Genomic DNA, 14,872 nt, shown 5'->3' on the forward strand with positions numbered 1-14,872 from the left:
ACGAACCTCTACGTCCTCCCGACCCTCACGGATCTCCAAGGAGCAGCATCCCCATGCCCATTGATGCCGCCAAGGCCGTCGCCGCCGAGCCCCGCAGCGCCGAGATCGGCTGGGACCACAAGGACGTCCAGCTCTACCACCTGGGCCTTGGCGCCGGAACCCCGGCGACCGACCCCGGCGAGCTCCGCTACACCCTCGAATCCAGGCTGCACGTCCTGCCCAGCTTCGCCACCGTCGCCGGCGCCGGCATGGGGGTCGTCGGCGGGCTCTCCGCGCCCGGCCTCGACATCGACCTGGCCGCCGTCCTGCACGGCGGCCAGACGATCACGCTCCACCGGCCGGTCCCCGTGAAGGGCCGGGCCGTCACCACCTCCCGCGTCGCCGCCGTGTACGACAAGGGCAAGGCGGCCGTCCTCGTGCTGCGTTCCGAGGTCGCCGACGACGAGGGCCCGCTGTGGACCAGCGACGCGCAGATCTTCGTCCGCGGAGAGGGCGGCTGGGGCGGCGACCGCGGCCCCTCCGAGCGGCTCGAACTCCCGGACCGCGAGCCCGAGAAGACCGTCGAGCGTCCCGTACGCGAGGACCAGGCGCTCCTCTACCGGCTCTCCGGCGACTGGAACCCGCTCCACGCCGACCCCGAGTTCGCCGCGCTCGCCGGCTTCGACCGGCCGATCCTGCACGGACTCTGCACCTACGGAATGACCCTCAAGGCGGTGGTGGACACGGTGCTCGGCGGGGACGTCGCCCGGGTCCGCTCGTACCGCACCCGCTTCGCCGGGATCGTCTTCCCCGGCGAGACCCTGCGTATCCGGATGTGGACCGGGGACGGCCGCGTCCAGGTGTCGGTCACGGCCGTGGAGCGCGACGACGCTCCCGTGCTCGCCGACACCCTCGTCGAGTATTCCTGATCGGGCGATTGGAGCCGCACCATGCGCGCAGCCGTACTGCACGAGATCGGCCAGGACAAACTGGAGGTCCTCGACGACGTCGAGGCCGTGGGATTCGGCCCAGGCAAGGTCAAGATCCGGGTCAGGGCGACCGGACTGTGCCACTCCGACGTCTCCGCGATGAGCGGCGTGCTCCCGCAGCCCGCCCCGTTCATCCCCGGCCACGAGGGCGCGGGCGAGATCCTCGACATCGGCGACGGGGTCACCGGGCTCAGCGAGGGGCAGCGGGTGCTGCTGTGCTGGCTGCCCGCGTGCGGCGCATGTCCCGCCTGCAAGCGCGGCCAGACCCAGCTCTGCCTGGCCGGCTTCATGAACGCCGGTACCCCCAACTTCCGTAGGCCCGGAGGGGAGGTCTTCGGCTTCGCGGGGACCGGCACCTTCACCGAAGAGGTCGTCGTCGACGCCGGCTGCGCCGTCCCGATCCCCGACGACGTGCCCTTCGACATCGCCGCGCTCATAGGCTGCGGCGTGACCACCGGGCTCGGCGCGGCCATCAACACCGCGAAGGTGGAAGCAGGTTCCTCGGTCGCCGTGATCGGCTGCGGCGGCGTCGGCATCTCCGCGATCCAGGGCGCCAAGCTCCAGGGAGCCGCCCAGATCGTCGCCGTCGACCCGGTCGAGTCCCGGCGCGAGGCCGCCCTCCGCTTCGGCGCGACCGAGGCCGTCGCCCCCGACGCGCTCGCGGACGCCAAGCAGCGGATCACCGCCGGCGAGGGCTTCGACTACGTCTTCGAGGTCGTCGGCAAGTCCGCCACCGCCCGTACCGCGTACGAGACGACCCGGCGCGGCGGCACCCTCTGCGTCGTCGGCGCGGGCGCGCTCGACGACCACCTCCAGCTCAACATGTTCGAGCTGTTCTTCGACGAGAAGCGGATCCTGCCGTCGATGTACGGCGGCGGTGACGTCATGCGCTCGTACGAGCGGGCCATCGCGCTCTGGCGGGCCGGCCGGATCGACCTGGAGTCCCTGATCACCCACCGGGTGCCGCTGGCCGGGATCAACGAGGCGCTGGAGCAGATGCGTACCGGCGTCGCGCTGCGCACCTGCATCGAGATCTGAACCGATCCGAATCTGAGAGGACGCGAATCGATGTCACTCCCTCTTGAGGGGCTGTCCGCGATCGTCACCGGCGCCGGCCGGGGCCTCGGCCGGGCCGAGGCGCTGGAACTCGCCCGCCTGGGCGCGGCCGTGGTCGTCAACGACTACGGCCAGCCGGGGCGCGACGGCTCCGGCGAGGCGTCGGCGGCCCCCGCCGAGGAGGTCGCCGAGGAGATCCGGGCGGCGGGCGGCCGGGCGGTCGCGCACCTGGGCGACGTCGCCGACTTCGAGACCGCGCGGGCCCTGGTGGACCTGGCGGTGGGCGAGTTCGGGAAGCTGGACATCCTGGTCAACAACGCGGGCATCCTGCGGGACCGGATGGTCTTCTCGATGAGCGAGGAGGAGTGGGACTCGGTGATCCGGGTCCATCTGAAGGGCCACTTCAACACCACGCACTTCGCGGCGGTGCACTGGCGGGGACGGGCGAAGGCGGGGGAGACCGGCGTGTACGGCCGGATCGTCAACACCTCGTCCGAGGCGTTCCTGGCGGGCTCGGCGGGCCAGCCCAACTACGCGGCGGCCAAGGGCGGGATCGTGGGGCTCACGACCTCGACGGCGCTCGCCCTCGCGAAGTACGGCGTCACCGCGAACGCGATCTGCCCGCGGGCGCGGACCCGGATGACGGAGGACGTCTTCGCGGGCTTCGCGGAGCCGGGGGACGGCGAGCTGGACGCGCTGGCGCCGGAGCACGTGGCGCCGCTCGTGGGCTACCTCGCGTCCCCGGCGGCCGCGGCCGTCAACGGCCAACTCCTCGTCGTCCACGGCGGGATGGTCGCGATCGTGGACCGGCCGAAGGTGTCGGCGAAGTTCGACACGGCGAAGGACGCGTTCACGTACGAGGAGCTCGACGGGCTGCTGTCCCCGCACTACGCGGGCCGCCCGGCGGGCGAGACGTTCGCGGCGGCGGAGGTGCTGGGGCTGAAGCGGGGGTAGGGCCGGGGCGGGGCCCTGGGAAACGACGGGAACGGCCCCGGGATCCCCCGGGGCCGTTCCGTAGGTACTGGCGGCTTTTGTTACTGGTACTGCTCTTGCTACTGCTCCTCGTCGCGGCGGTGGCGGCCGTGGGGGGAGGACGTGGAGTCCTCCGACGGCGCCGCCTCGCCGCGATGCTTTCCGGAGCCCTGCGGCTCCGAGCCGTCCGTACGCGCTTCCGACATGGTGGAACTCACCCCGTATTGATCGCTGTTGTCGTGCGGCCGCGAGTCTAGCCAGCGGCGGCTTTACGGTCGGCGAGGGGAGCCTGCTGGAGCGGTACGGGGCGGCAGACGCGCGGTTCGACCGTGACCGCGACGGGCTCCGGGTCCGGCGGGACCGTGAGTCCCGCGAGGCCGCAGGTCGTGTCCTCCGTAGCGTACGGCAGTCGCAGCACGCCCTCCGGCGTCCAGAGGCCCGAACCGGGCATCCACCCCGCCGGCGCGGCCAGTTGGTGCATCCGGCGGCCGGTCGGCTGCCACATGCCGACCCAGCTCCCGGCCGCCGCGTCGATACGCAGCGCCACCGAGCAGCTCTCCGGAAGGAGCACCTGACCCGGCTGTACGGCGAAGGGGGTCACCGCCGCGTCGTCGAGCCGCAGGCACTCCGGGAAGCGGACCGGCAGCAGGCTGCCGAGGACGCCCCAGCCGAGCCGCTCGTGGCCCGGGGAGGGGGCGTCGGAGCGGATCAGGAGCAGCCCGCTGTCCGGGTCGGCGAGCAGCAGCCGGTCGTGGCTCTCCTCGGTGATCTGGAGGAGCGGTGTCACCTCGCCCCCGCGCTCCAGGTCGACCGCGACCGCCTTCACCGGGCCGCCGTCCAGGCACCGGTCGAGGGCCAGTATCCGTCCCGTACGGTCCAGCCAGACGCCGCCCGTGCAGCGGCCCTTGACCTCCGCGACCTGCTCGGGGCCGAACGCGCCGCCCGCCACCAGCCAGATCGTGGTGGTGGCCGCGCCGACGCACATCGCGTAGCCGCAGATGCCGTCCGGGGAGGGCGGCAGGAGGACGAGCTCCTCGGACTCGACGGCGCCCAGGGGGAGTTGGCCCGTCCCCGGGCCTGTCGGGTAGAGCAGGGAGAACGTGTGCCGCAGGCCGTCCACGCGGCGGCCGATCAGCACCCGCCCGTCCGCGAGCGGCAGCAGCTGGGCGTGGGCCTCCTCGGGCTGGTCGAGCGGGAGCGGTACGGCGTACGGCTCCGGTCCGTCCAGGGTCCACCGCTCCGCGTACAGGGCGTCCCCGGTGCCGGCGAGCCGCGCCGCGTACGCGCCGTTCGCCGTGATCGTGAAGCGCGCCGGCCGCACCGCGCCGCCGTCGTCCGTCGTTGTCTCGATGGCACAGGCTGTCATCGACTCGTCACCTCCGGCCACCGAAGCTAGTTTTCGCACTTCCTGCCGAACAACACGAGCCCGGTCACTTCACACATAAGGGTGGCCGTGAATCGATTCTGCTGAGGCGAGGGGGCCGGGTGTGCTGGCGAGATGAGGGGTGCATAAGGTAAGGCGATCCTAAGTGGAGCCTGTGACTCCGGGTGTGGGCCCGCCCCGCGCCGGCCGCGCACGGCTTCCGAGCCGCACCGCCCTCGTATCCGTACAGGAGTCGCCCCTATGTCCCTCCGCCGCCGCGGCACCGCCGCAGCCGTCGCCCTCGCCGCCGCGCTCTCCCTCGCGGCCTGCGGAGGCGGCGCCGACGCACCGGCCGCCACCTCGGAAAAGAAGGACGGCGCCGCCAAGAAGGACGTCGCCACGGGCGGCAAGGACTTCGGCGACGCGGCGGCCAAGACCGCGGCCATGGGGACCGACGCCAAGCCCGGCCAGTTCCCGCGCACGCTCACCCACGCGCTCGGCAGGACGGAGATCACCGCCGCCCCGAAGCGGGTCGTCGTCCTCGACGTCGGCGAGCTCGACAACGTCGTCTCGCTCGGGATCAAGCCCGTCGGGTACGCCCCCGCCGAGGGTGACGATGGCATCCCCACCTATCTGCAGAAGGACGCGGGCGCCCCCAAGTCCGTCGGAACGATCAACAATCTCAACCTCGAGGCGATCGCCAATCTGGAGCCCGACCTGATCCTCGGCAGCCAGCTGCGCGCCGCCGACAAGTACGACGAGCTCTCGAAGATCGCCCCCACCGTCTTCTCCATCCGCCCCGGCTTCACCTGGAAGGAGAACTACCTCCTCAACGCGGCGGCCCTGGACAGGACCGCCGACGCGAAGGCGAAGCTCGCGACGTACGAGACGAAGGCCAAGCAGCTCGGCACGGACATCGGCCCGAACAAGCCGTCCATCTCGATGGTCCGCTACCTCCCGGGCAAGATCCGGCTCTACGCCAAGGCCTCCTTCATCGGCACGATCCTCGAGGACACCGGCCTGCCCCGGCCCAAGAACCAGCAGGTGAACGAGCTCGCCGCCGAGGTCAGCCCCGAGAAGATCGACCAGGCCGACGCCGACTGGATCTTCACCGGCGTCTACGGCGACCCGAAGGCCACCAAGCGCGACACCGCCCAGGCCAACCCGCTGTGGAAGAACCTGAAGGCGGTCAAGGCCGGCCAGGCCAAGGACGTCCCGGACGAGACCTGGTACCTGGGCCTCGGCGTGACCGCGGCGAACAGCGTCCTGGACGACCTGCGCGCGGACCTCGTGAAGAAGTAGAAGAAGAAGCAGAAGAAGGAGACCGAGGGGACGACCGGCGGAGAGCGGCGCTCTCCGCGGTTGTCCACAGGCAGGACGGCGGGGCGCGGGGGCCAGGTAGCCTTTCCCTCGTGTCTCGTCCCCGTCTGTCCGAAGTCATCGCCGCGCTCGACGCCCTCTGGCCGCCCGAGCGGGCCGAGCAGTGGGACGCCGTCGGCACGGTCTGCGGCGATCCCGACGCCGAGATCGGCCGCGTCCTCTTCGCGGTCGACCCCGTCCAGGAGATCGCGGACGAGGCGATCGCGCTCGGCGCCGACCTGATCGTCACGCACCACCCGCTCTATCTGCGCGGTACGACGACGGTCGCGGCCTCCCACTTCAAGGGCCGCGTCGTGCACACCCTGATCAAGCACGACATCGCCCTGCACGTGGCGCACACCAACGCCGACACCGCGGAGCCCGGCGTCTCCGACGCCCTCGCCGGCGCCCTCGACCTGCGGATCACCGGCCCCCTGGTCCCCGAGAACAACCTCGGCAGGATCTGCGAGCTGGACCACCCCGAGACGCTGGCCGAGTTCGCGGCCCGCGCCGCGAAGCGGCTGCCCGCCACCGCGCAGGGCATCCGGGTCGCCGGCGACCCGGGGATGACCGTGCGCCGGGTCGCCGTCAGCGGCGGCTCCGGCGACAGCCTCTTCGACGCCGTACGGGCCGCGGGTGTGGACGCGTTCCTCACCGCCGACCTGCGCCACCACCCGGTCTCCGAGGCCACCCAACACGCGCCGATCGGCCTGGTCGACGCCGCCCACTGGGCCACCGAATGGCCCTGGTGCGAGCAGGCGGCCGCCCAGCTCGACGAGATTTCCGACCGCCACGGCTGGGACCTGCGCGTCCACGTCTCGAAGACGGTCACCGACCCTTGGTCCTCCCATCACACCTCCCCTGGAGCCCCCAACTGAACGCCGCGCCCGCCGACCAGATCCGACTCCTCGACGTCCAGGCCCTGGACGTCCGTCTCCAGCAGCTCGCCCACAAGCGCAAGTCCCTTCCCGAGCACGCCGAGATCGAGTCGCTGACCAAGGACCTCACGCAGGTGCGCGACCTGCTCGTCGCCGCGCAGACCGAGGAGAGCGACTGCGCCCGCGAGCAGACCAAGGCCGAGCAGGACGTCGACCAGGTGCGCCAGCGCGCCGTCCGGGACCAGCAGCGTCTCGACTCGGGCGCCGTCTCCTCCCCGAAGGACCTGGAGAACCTCCAGCGCGAGATCACCTCGCTCGCCAAGCGCCAGGGCGACCTGGAGGACATCGTCCTGGAGGTCATGGAGCGCCGTGAGTCGGCCGCCGAGCGGGTCGCGGAGCTGACCGAGCGGTCCTCCGCCGTCCAGGCCAAGACCGACGACGCGACCGCCCGCCGCGACGCGGCGCAGGGCGAGCTCGACAGCGAGGCCGCCTCGGTCGGCAAGGAGCGCGAGCTCGTGGCCGGCTCCGTCCCGGCCGACCTGATGAAGCTCTACGAGAAGCTGCGCGAGCAGCAGGGCGGCGTCGGCGCGGCCCGGCTGTACCAGCGCAAGTGCGAGGGCTGCCACATCGAGCTGAACATCACCGAGCTGAACGAGGTCCGCGCGGCCGCGACGGACACGGTGGTGCGCTGCGAGAACTGCCGTCGGATCCTGGTCCGCACGTCGGAGTCCGGCCTGTAATGACGGCCAGGAGCGGAGGGGCCGGGGTCGGCGAGGTCGTCGTCGAGGCCGACGGAGGCTCCCGGGGCAACCCGGGCCCCGCCGGCTACGGCGCCGTGGTCCTCGACCCGGTCAGCGGCGAGACGCTCGCCGAGCGGGCCGAGTACATCGGCGTCGCGACGAACAACGTGGCCGAGTACAAGGGCCTGGTGGCCGGCCTCAAGGCGGCGCGCGAGCTGTTCCCGGACGCCAAGGTGCACGTCCGGATGGACTCCAAGCTGGTCGTCGAGCAGATGTCGGGCCGCTGGAAGATCAAGCACCCGGACATGAAGCCGCTGGCGGCCGAGGCGTCCCGGGTCTTCCCGGCGAGCCAGGTCCGGTACGAGTGGATCCCGCGCGAGAAGAACAAGCACGCGGACCGGCTCGCCAACGAGGCGATGGACGCGGGCAAGCGCGGCAAGCAGTGGGAGCCGTCGGCGTCCACGGCCGCGCTCGACACCTCGGCGGCCCGCAACGCGGCGTCCGCCGCCCCCGCGGGCCCGCCGGGCGACGCGACCGCCGGCGCGGCGCGAGCCAGGGCGGCGCTGGCGGGATCGGGCAGTGGTGGTGTTACGCGTACGGGCTCAGCTGCCGGTACGGGCTCCGCCGCCGCTGCCGTCCGCTCGGACGAGGGCCTCTTCCCCGCCGACGAGACCGTCGCGGCGCAGGCCCGTGCCGCCCTGGCGGCGGCCGGGGCGGCGGAGCGCGCGTCCGTGTCGAGCGGCGACTTCGAGGCGGAGGCCTCGGCGCAGGCCTCCGCGCCTGCCGCCGCCGCTCCCGGTTGGGGGTCCGCCGACATGGGGGCGCCCGCGACCTTCGTGCTGCTGCGGCACGGGGAGACGGCGCTCACGCCCGAGAAGCGGTTCTCGGGGAGCGGGGGCACCGACCCCGAGCTGTCCGCCGCCGGGCTGCGGCAGGCCGACGCCGTCGCCACCGCGCTCGCCGCGCGCGGCACGATCCAGGAGATCGTCAGCTCGCCGCTGAAGCGGTGCCGCCAGACCGCCGAGGCGGTCGCCGCCCGCCTGGGACTCGACGTACGCGTCGAGGACGGGCTGCGCGAGACCGACTTCGGCGCCTGGGAGGGCCTGACCTTCGGCGAGGTGCGCGAGCGGTACGCCGAGGACCTCGACGCCTGGCTCGCCTCGCCCAAGGCCGCCCCGACCGGCGGAGGCGAGAGCTTCGCGACGGTCGCCCGCCGCGTCTCGGCGACCCGGGACCGGCTGACCACCGCGTACGCGGGCCGTACGGTCCTGCTCGTCACGCACGTCACGCCCATCAAGACCCTGGTCCGGCTGGCCCTCGGCGCCCCGCCGGAGTCGCTGTTCCGGATGGAGCTGTCGGCGGCCTCGCTGTCGGCGGTGGCGTACTACGCGGACGGCAACGCGTCGGTACGGCTCCTGAACGACACCAGCCACCTGCGGTGATCAGGAGGGGGCGGGTCATGGAAATCGATGGCCCGCCCCCTCCTCCCGTAGCACCATCGTCGCCATGACGTGGCACATCACCGAGGACGCCGAAGCCTTCCGGGCCGCGGCCGTGGACCACTTCGCGGCCGACCCCGCCCGCAACACCGTCTTGCTGACCGTCAGCGAGGGCGCCCGCAGACGCCCCCTCGCATCCGGCCGGTACGGCTGGTGGACCGAGCCGGACGGCCGGGTCACCGGCGCCTTCCTGTTCACCCTGCCCCACGAGCCGGCGCTCGGGCCGATGCCCGCCGTGGCCGCTCGCGCCCTCGCCCATGTCCTGCCGGACGCGGCCGAGTTGACGGGCGTACGGGGCGAGGAGGAGACGGCGGAGGCGTTCGCGCGGGAGCTGTGCCGGGTGTCGGGCCGGACGTGGACGACCGCGCGCCGCATGCGGCTGCACCGCCTCGGCGACCTCACCCCACCGGACCCGGCGCCGCCGGGCCGGGCGAGGCCGGCGGGCGCGGAGGACATCCCCCTCGCGGTGGAGTGGATGCGGCACTTCGCCCGCGACATCGGGGAGGACGCCGACGTCGACTACACCCCGAACATCGAGCCCCGCGTCGCCGACGGCCGCCTCCACCTCTGGGAGACGGACGAAGCCGGACCGGTCTCGATGGCGAGCGTCTCGCGCACCGTCGCAGGCCAGGCCCGCGTCTCACCGGTCTTCACCCCGGCCGCCCAGCGCGGCCACGGCTACGCGGCCGCCGTCACCACGGCGATCACCCGAGCCGCCCTGGACGCGGGCGCGGCCCAGGTCCTCCTCTTCACGGACGTGGCCAACCCCACGAGCAACGCCCTTTACCGGCGGCTGGGGTACCGGCCGGTGACGGACCACGTAGGCCTGACGATCACCTGACGGCCGGTCAGTGGGCGCGCAGCCCCGCCGCCTCGCGGGCCAGGGTCTCGACCCGCGCCCAGTCGCGGGCCGCGAGGGCGTCGGCGGGGAGCATCCACGTGCCGCCGACGCAGCCGACGTTGGGCAGGGAGAGGTAGGACGGGGCCGAGGTCAGGGAGATGCCGCCGGTCGGGCAGAAGCGGGCCTGGGGGAGGGGGCCCGAGAGGGACTTCAGGTAGGGGACTCCACCCGCGGCCTCGGCCGGGAAGAACTTCATCTCGCCCACCCCGCGTTCGAGGAGGGCCACGACCTCCGAGGTGGTCGAGACGCCCGGCAGGAACGGCACGTCGGAGGCCTTCATGGCGTCCAGCAGGCCGTCCGTCCAGCCGGGGCTGACCAGGAAGCGGGCCCCCGCGTCGACCGCGTCCGCGACGCCCGCCGGGGAGATGACGGTGCCCGCGCCGACGACGGCGTCCGGGACCTCGGCGGCGATGGCCCGGATCGCGTCGAGCGCGGCGGGCGTCCGCAGGGTCACCTCGATCGCGGGCAGACCACCCGCGACCAGCGCCCGGGCCAGCGGTACGGCGTCGGCGGCGTCCTCGATCACCACGACCGGGACGACGGGGGCGAGGTCGAGAACGGAGGCGGAGGGCAGCGCGGAGGTCATGGCGCCCATCCTGCCGGGCGATGCCATCCTGCGCAACGAGCGTTGCATGGAGTGCAACGCCCCTGCCCTTTCGCTCCTTCCTTACCCTTTCGTCCCCTAGTGGATCTCGTCCACCAGTACGTCCAGCGCCCCCGCCTTGCCCTCCTCCACCACGTACTTCAGGTCCCGCAGCGCCTCCACCAGCTCCGCCGGGTTCTTCGGGGCCGCGCCCGCCTCCAGGAGGCTGCGCACGATCCGGCCCTTCGTCGCCTTGTTGAAGTGGCTGACCACCTTCCGCGTCGGCGCGTGCAGGACCCGTACCGTCGCCGTCCGCGCCGCCACCTCGCCCTTCGGCTTCCACGCCGAGACGTACGCCGAGGACCGCAGGTCCAGGACGAGCCCGTCCCCGGCGGCCTCCGGCATGACCGTCGCCATCGCGTGCCGCCAGTGCGCCACCAGCGCGCCGAGCCCCGGCAGCTTCACGCCCATCGAGCAGCGGTACGAGGGGATCCGGTCGTCCACCCGGACCGCGCCCCACAGCCCCGAGAACACCAGGAGCGAGTTCCGGGCCCGCTTCCGGGCCGCCGGGTCGAGCGTGGCCAGGCCGAGCGCGTCGTACAGCACGCCCGTGTAGATCTCACCCGCCGGCCGGGCGCCGGCCGTCCGCAGCTCCGTGTTCTTGGCGATCTCGCCGCGCAGCCCCTCGCTCAGCCCGAGCACCTCGCGGGCCTTCTCCTCGTCGGCGACGCACAGCTCGACCAGCTCGTCGAGGACCGCCGCCCGTGCCCCGGCAAGGCCCGGCAGCGACAGGGACTCCGGCTTGAGCGGCGCCCCGCGCCCCGACGCGGCCTTACCCTCCGACGGCGGCAACAGCACGAGCACGGTGGTTCTCCTTCGTACGACCAGGGGCTGGGGGTGCGGCCCCAGGACGTTCAGCCTACAAAGTGCCGGGCCCCGCCCTCCGCCATACGCTCGGTCCATGCCACGCCGCCACATCCACGTGACCGGCGCAGCCGAGGACCTGCGGGCCGCGCTGCGCGAACTGAGGACCCGGATGCAGGTCCCGGTGAGCTTCCCTCCGGCCGTCCTCGCCGAGGCGGAGGCGGCCGCGGCCGCCCCGCGGCTGCCGGAGTACGACGCCACCGACATCCCCTTCTTCACCATCGACCCGCCGGGCTCCCGCGACCTCGACCAGGCCATGCACCTCGCCCGTCGGCCGGGCGGCGGCTACCGCGTCCACTACGCCATCGCCGACGTCGCCGCGTTCGTCACCGCCGGCGGCGCGCTCGACAAGGAGGCCCACCGGCGCGTCGAGACCCTCTACTTCCCCGACGAGAAGATCCCGCTGCACCCCCCGGTCCTCTCCGAGGGCGCCGCCAGCCTGCTGCCCGACCAGACCGCGCCCGCCCTGCTCTGGCGCTTCGACCTGGACGCCGACGGCTACCAGGTCGATGTCGACGTGCGCCGCGCGCGCGTCCGCAGCATCCTCAGGCTCGACTACGCCGGCGCCCAGCAGCAGATCGAGGCGGGTACGGCCGAGGAACCGCTCGCCCTGCTCAAGACGGTGGGCACGCTCCGCGAGGCCCTGGAGGTCGAACGCGGCGGGGTCTCCCTCGAACTCCCGGAACAGGAGGTCGTCGAGGCGGGCAACTCGTACACCCTCGTCTACCGCGCCCCGCGCCCGGTCGACGGCTGGAACGAGCAGATCTCCCTGCTCACCGGCATGGCCGCGGCCGATCTGATGATCGGCGCGGGCACCGGGGTCCTGCGCACCCTCGGGGCCGCTCCGGACGGGGTCGAGAGGCTGCGCCGCTCCGCACAGGCGCTGGAGATCGACTGGCCGCACCACCTCTCGTACGCGGAGCTCATCCGCTCGCTCGATCCGGCGGACAACCCCCGGCACGCCGCCTTCCTCATGGACGCCGCCACCGGCCTGTTCGAGAAGTCCGCCTACCTCCACTTCGAGGGCGGCCATCTGCCGGACTCCATGGTCCATTCCGCCATCGCGGACGAGTACACCCACTGCACCGCGCCCCTGCGTCGCCTGGTCGACCGCTATGTGGGCGAGCTCTGTCTGGCGGCCGTCGCGGGCCAGGCACCACCCGCGTGGGTCACGGACGCGCTGGCGACGCTGCCGGCCGACATGGAGCGGGGGCGCGGCAAGGATGCCGACCGGCAGAGCATGGACGTCGTCGAGGCGGCGCTGCTGAAGGACCGGATCGGCCAGGTCTTCGACGGGTTCGTGATCGACGTGAGAGACAGCGCGGGCCGGAAGGGTGTCGTGCATCTGAAGGACCCGGCCGTGGTGGGCACGGTGAAGAGTCAGCAGAGGCTGAAGGAGGGGACGCCGGTGAAGGCGAAGCTGACGAAGGCCGACCCGGCGGACCCGGACAGGGACAAGGTCCTCTTCGAGCACGTGCCGGAGTGAGTCACGAGGCCTGAGCCCGGGCTGAGTCAGGCGGCGGTAGCCGCGACCGAGTGCGTCAGCGCCCGGTAGAGCGCCCGCGCGTCGTCGGCGTGGCAGCGCACGATGCGTACCGGCCGGGTCCCGCCGAAGAACTTGGGCGCGTCGAAGGGCTCGGTCAGCTCGATGGTGAGGGAGGTCTGGGAGGCGACGGCGAGGTTCAGCTCGCCCTCCTTCTTCTTCTCGTGCGTGAAGACCAGCTCGTGCCGTACGGAGGCGATCCGGTCCAGCGGGATGCGGAGGTCGACGTGCGCGGCCTGCCGCAGGTGGAGCGTGTCGGCGGTGAGGACGTGCGGGCGGACGGCGGAGGCGCCGTGCAGGCCGAGGACGAACAGGACCGTGTACACGTCCAGGACGAGCACGATCGCGTGGACGACGGGCCAGTCGGCCAGCAGGTACGACATGCCGACGGTCTCGACGAGGCAGACGAACGCGAAGCCGTACATCAGGGCCGCCTGGTCGCGGGCGTGCCCGAACGCCTGGTCGCCGGGGCGTACGCCGACGCGCCGCCGGCCCACCCACAGGGCGAGGCTCGCCATCAGGCGCAGCTCGTGCCCGATGATCCGGAGCACGGGCTCGGGCACCAGCTCCCCGAGGGCCCGGCGGGCGGAGCGCTCGCGTCGCCAGAGCCGTACGAAGACAGCGGCGCCGACCACGAACAGGACCAGGCCGGTGAGCTCGGCGGCGGCGAGGGCGGCCGGAGGTATCCGTACCCCCGACACGAGCAGGACGAGGAGGACGACCTCGGCGGGGAGGAAGACGTAGGCGACGGCGCGCATGAGGCGGATGAGGGCGGTCATCGGTTGCGCTCCCTGAGGACGTGGAAGGCGTGGTGGACGGCGGCGGCCTGGGCGGCGGAGAAGTCGCCGAAGAAGGCCTCGGCGAGCCGGCCCCCGGGCAGATCGTGCTCGCCGATGTCCGCGATCAGCGAGTCCGGCAGACAGGCGGCGAGGGCCTCCCCGGCCTCCGCCACGCGCGGGTCGTCGGCGGCGGCGTCGGCGAGGGCGTCGAGCCGCACGTACACGTCGTGGGCGCGGGCGACGGCCTCCGGGTCCTCGGTCATGGAGCGCATCGCGCCGATGAGCCGCGAGCGCTCCTCGTCGGGCGCGACGGAGTCGAGCAGGGCGAGGATCTCCCGGTCCTTGGCGGCCATCGGGGACTCCGGGACCTCGCCGAGGCCCGAGAACAGCCCGGCCAGCTCCGGGGAGACGGGCCCCTCGGCGGTCAGCCGCCCGGCCCGCGCCTCCCCGAGCAGCTCGGTGAGCCGCTCCCGGCGGGCCCGGATCACGGCCTCCTGCCGCCTGAGATCGGCGTCGAGCTCCTCGAGCACCTCCACGAGCTCGCGCCCCTCGTCGTCGGCGAGCACGTCCCGCACCTCGTCGAGCCCGAGCCCGAGCTCGGCGAGGCGTCGGATCCGGGCGAGCAGAACGGCGTCCCGGATGCCGTACTCGCGGTAGCCGTTGGCCCGCCGTACGGGCTCGGGCAGCAGTCCGAGGTGGTGGTAGTGCCGCACGGCCCGCGGGGTGATCCCGACGAGGGCGGCGATCTCGCCGATTCGCATGAGCCCAGTACAAACCCTGACGCTGCGACAAGGTCAAGCGGACGCGGCGCGGGTCCCCGCGGGTCAAGCGGGCGGGACGCGGCGGGTAGCATGGTCGGCACGGCAGACGAGCCGGGCGGGCGGCCGCGTGGGGATCCTCGGATCCTCCCGAGGAACGTCCGGGCTCCACAGGGCAGGGTGGTGGCTAACGGCCACCCGGGGTGACCCGCGGGACAGTGCCACAGAAAACAGACCGCCGGGGACCTCGGTCCTCGGTAAGGGTGAAACGGTGGTGTAAGAGACCACCAGCGCCTGAGGTGACTCAGGCGGCTAGGTAAACCCCACCCGGAGCAAGGTCAAGAGGGGTCGTCCTCGGACGACTCTGCGCGAACGACCGAGGGCTGCTCGCCCGAGTTCGCGGGTAGACCGCACGAGGCCGGCGGCAACGTCGGCCCTAGATGGATGGCCGTCACCCCGACGACCGCGAGGTCCCGGGGAACAGAACCCGGCGTACAGCCCGACTCGTCTGCCTCTTCCCACCACGGGCGGTGGCGCTTCCCGACGCCG

15 protein-coding genes and 1 other RNA gene are annotated in these 14,872 nt (G+C 73.0%); 10 read left to right on the top strand and 6 right to left on the bottom strand.

Annotated features, from left to right (window positions below):
* Nucleotides 1-53: 53 nt before the first annotated feature.
* The 3 genes from ACWCO8_RS29595 to ACWCO8_RS29605 are packed head-to-tail and all read left to right on the top strand — an operon-like array spanning nucleotide 54 to nucleotide 2,978.
* Nucleotides 54-908: a MaoC/PaaZ C-terminal domain-containing protein gene (locus tag ACWCO8_RS29595; protein WP_451034836.1), complete on the top strand. Its 855-nt coding sequence runs from the start codon at nucleotides 54-56 to the stop codon at nucleotides 906-908.
* A gap of 21 nt (nucleotides 909-929) precedes the next feature.
* The gene (locus ACWCO8_RS29600) at nucleotides 930-2,006 is read left to right on the top strand and encodes a Zn-dependent alcohol dehydrogenase (RefSeq protein ID WP_451034837.1); all 1,077 of its coding nucleotides are present in this window, start codon (nucleotides 930-932) and stop codon (nucleotides 2,004-2,006) included.
* A 30-nt stretch (nucleotides 2,007-2,036) separates the two neighbouring features.
* The gene (locus ACWCO8_RS29605) at nucleotides 2,037-2,978 is read left to right on the top strand and encodes a 3-oxoacyl-ACP reductase (protein ID WP_451034838.1); all 942 of its coding nucleotides are present in this window, start codon (nucleotides 2,037-2,039) and stop codon (nucleotides 2,976-2,978) included.
* 98 nt (nucleotides 2,979-3,076) lie between these two features.
* Here ACWCO8_RS29605 and ACWCO8_RS29610 read toward each other — a convergent pair whose 3' ends face one another.
* Both ACWCO8_RS29610 and ACWCO8_RS29615 read right to left on the bottom strand, forming a co-directional pair.
* Nucleotides 3,077-3,202 carry a hypothetical protein gene (locus ACWCO8_RS29610; RefSeq protein ID WP_451034839.1) on the bottom strand — a complete coding sequence of 42 codons (126 nt, stop codon included), beginning with the start codon at nucleotides 3,200-3,202 and terminating at the stop codon, nucleotides 3,077-3,079.
* A gap of 47 nt (nucleotides 3,203-3,249) precedes the next feature.
* The gene (locus ACWCO8_RS29615) at nucleotides 3,250-4,362 is read right to left on the bottom strand and encodes a hypothetical protein (RefSeq protein ID WP_451034840.1); all 1,113 of its coding nucleotides are present in this window, start codon (nucleotides 4,360-4,362) and stop codon (nucleotides 3,250-3,252) included.
* Nucleotides 4,363-4,620: 258 nt separating this feature from the next.
* Here ACWCO8_RS29615 and ACWCO8_RS29620 point away from each other — a divergent pair, with 258 nt between their 5' ends.
* From ACWCO8_RS29620 to ACWCO8_RS29640, 5 genes are all read left to right on the top strand, one after another.
* Complete coding sequence (locus ACWCO8_RS29620) at nucleotides 4,621-5,661, top strand: ABC transporter substrate-binding protein (protein WP_451034841.1); 1,041 nt, start codon at nucleotides 4,621-4,623, stop codon at nucleotides 5,659-5,661.
* A gap of 110 nt (nucleotides 5,662-5,771) precedes the next feature.
* Complete coding sequence (locus tag ACWCO8_RS29625) at nucleotides 5,772-6,596, top strand: Nif3-like dinuclear metal center hexameric protein (protein WP_362016573.1); 825 nt, start codon at nucleotides 5,772-5,774, stop codon at nucleotides 6,594-6,596.
* On the top strand, nucleotides 6,593-7,336 hold the full coding sequence (locus tag ACWCO8_RS29630; protein ID WP_451035054.1) for a zinc ribbon domain-containing protein: 744 nt from the start codon (nucleotides 6,593-6,595) through the stop codon (nucleotides 7,334-7,336). The genes ACWCO8_RS29625 and ACWCO8_RS29630 overlap by 4 nt, the downstream gene beginning before the upstream one ends.
* Nucleotides 7,336-8,778, top strand: a complete 1,443-nt coding sequence (locus tag ACWCO8_RS29635; protein WP_451034842.1) for a bifunctional RNase H/acid phosphatase — start codon at nucleotides 7,336-7,338, stop codon at nucleotides 8,776-8,778. The genes ACWCO8_RS29630 and ACWCO8_RS29635 overlap by 1 nt, the downstream gene beginning before the upstream one ends.
* Nucleotides 8,779-8,842: 64 nt before the next feature.
* A complete protein-coding gene (locus tag ACWCO8_RS29640) occupies nucleotides 8,843-9,676 on the top strand; it encodes a GNAT family N-acetyltransferase (RefSeq protein ID WP_451034843.1) in 834 nt (277 codons plus the stop codon).
* A gap of 7 nt (nucleotides 9,677-9,683) precedes the next feature.
* On the opposite strand, the gene ACWCO8_RS29645 is transcribed toward ACWCO8_RS29640, so the two are convergent.
* Together ACWCO8_RS29645 and yaaA are read right to left on the bottom strand one after the other, a co-directional pair.
* A complete protein-coding gene (locus ACWCO8_RS29645; protein ID WP_451034844.1) occupies nucleotides 9,684-10,322 on the bottom strand; it encodes a bifunctional 4-hydroxy-2-oxoglutarate aldolase/2-dehydro-3-deoxy-phosphogluconate aldolase in 639 nt (212 codons plus the stop codon).
* A gap of 96 nt (nucleotides 10,323-10,418) precedes the next feature.
* Entirely contained in the window at nucleotides 10,419-11,183 is a 765-nt protein-coding gene (yaaA, locus tag ACWCO8_RS29650; RefSeq protein ID WP_451034845.1) for a peroxide stress protein YaaA, read from the bottom strand.
* Nucleotides 11,184-11,280: 97 nt separating this feature from the next.
* On the opposite strand from yaaA, the gene ACWCO8_RS29655 reads away from it, so the two are divergent.
* Nucleotides 11,281-12,729: an RNB domain-containing ribonuclease gene (locus tag ACWCO8_RS29655; protein ID WP_451034846.1), complete on the top strand. Its 1,449-nt coding sequence runs from the start codon at nucleotides 11,281-11,283 to the stop codon at nucleotides 12,727-12,729.
* A 26-nt stretch (nucleotides 12,730-12,755) separates the two neighbouring features.
* Here the strand turns inward: ACWCO8_RS29655 and ACWCO8_RS29660 are convergent, their stop codons facing one another.
* The gene (locus tag ACWCO8_RS29660; RefSeq protein ID WP_451034847.1) at nucleotides 12,756-13,565 is read right to left on the bottom strand and encodes a hypothetical protein; all 810 of its coding nucleotides are present in this window, start codon (nucleotides 13,563-13,565) and stop codon (nucleotides 12,756-12,758) included.
* Nucleotides 13,562-14,326, bottom strand: coding sequence for a MerR family transcriptional regulator (locus tag ACWCO8_RS29665; RefSeq protein WP_451034848.1), 765 nt, complete (start codon nucleotides 14,324-14,326; stop codon nucleotides 13,562-13,564). Before ACWCO8_RS29665 ends, ACWCO8_RS29660 begins: the two co-directional genes overlap by 4 nt.
* A 107-nt stretch (nucleotides 14,327-14,433) precedes the next feature.
* On the opposite strand from ACWCO8_RS29665, the gene rnpB reads away from it, so the two are divergent.
* Nucleotides 14,434-14,834: RNase P RNA component class A (gene rnpB, locus ACWCO8_RS29670), an RNA gene on the top strand.
* Nucleotides 14,835-14,872: the final 38 nt, after the last annotated feature.

This window comes from Streptomyces sp. NPDC001927, assembly GCF_053594455.1.

Excerpts from the sequence above, each read along its gene's own strand:
- ACWCO8_RS29595 (WP_451034836.1), top strand. The coding sequence starts at position 54 with ATGCCCATTGATGCCGCCAAGGCCGTCGCCGCCGAGCCCCGCAGCGCC.
- ACWCO8_RS29600 (WP_451034837.1), top strand. The coding sequence starts at position 930 with ATGCGCGCAGCCGTACTGCACGAGATCGGCCAGGACAAACTGGAGGTC.
- ACWCO8_RS29605 (WP_451034838.1), top strand. The coding sequence starts at position 2,037 with ATGTCACTCCCTCTTGAGGGGCTGTCCGCGATCGTCACCGGCGCCGGC.
- ACWCO8_RS29610 (WP_451034839.1), bottom strand. The coding sequence starts at position 3,202 with ATGTCGGAAGCGCGTACGGACGGCTCGGAGCCGCAGGGCTCCGGAAAG.
- ACWCO8_RS29615 (WP_451034840.1), bottom strand. The coding sequence starts at position 4,362 with ATGACAGCCTGTGCCATCGAGACAACGACGGACGACGGCGGCGCGGTG.
- ACWCO8_RS29620 (WP_451034841.1), top strand. The coding sequence starts at position 4,621 with ATGTCCCTCCGCCGCCGCGGCACCGCCGCAGCCGTCGCCCTCGCCGCC.
- ACWCO8_RS29635 (WP_451034842.1), top strand. The coding sequence starts at position 7,336 with ATGACGGCCAGGAGCGGAGGGGCCGGGGTCGGCGAGGTCGTCGTCGAG.
- ACWCO8_RS29640 (WP_451034843.1), top strand. The coding sequence starts at position 8,843 with ATGACGTGGCACATCACCGAGGACGCCGAAGCCTTCCGGGCCGCGGCC.
- ACWCO8_RS29645 (WP_451034844.1), bottom strand. The coding sequence starts at position 10,322 with ATGACCTCCGCGCTGCCCTCCGCCTCCGTTCTCGACCTCGCCCCCGTC.
- ACWCO8_RS29655 (WP_451034846.1), top strand. The coding sequence starts at position 11,281 with ATGCCACGCCGCCACATCCACGTGACCGGCGCAGCCGAGGACCTGCGG.
- ACWCO8_RS29660 (WP_451034847.1), bottom strand. The coding sequence starts at position 13,565 with ATGACCGCCCTCATCCGCCTCATGCGCGCCGTCGCCTACGTCTTCCTC.
- ACWCO8_RS29665 (WP_451034848.1), bottom strand. The coding sequence starts at position 14,326 with ATGCGAATCGGCGAGATCGCCGCCCTCGTCGGGATCACCCCGCGGGCC.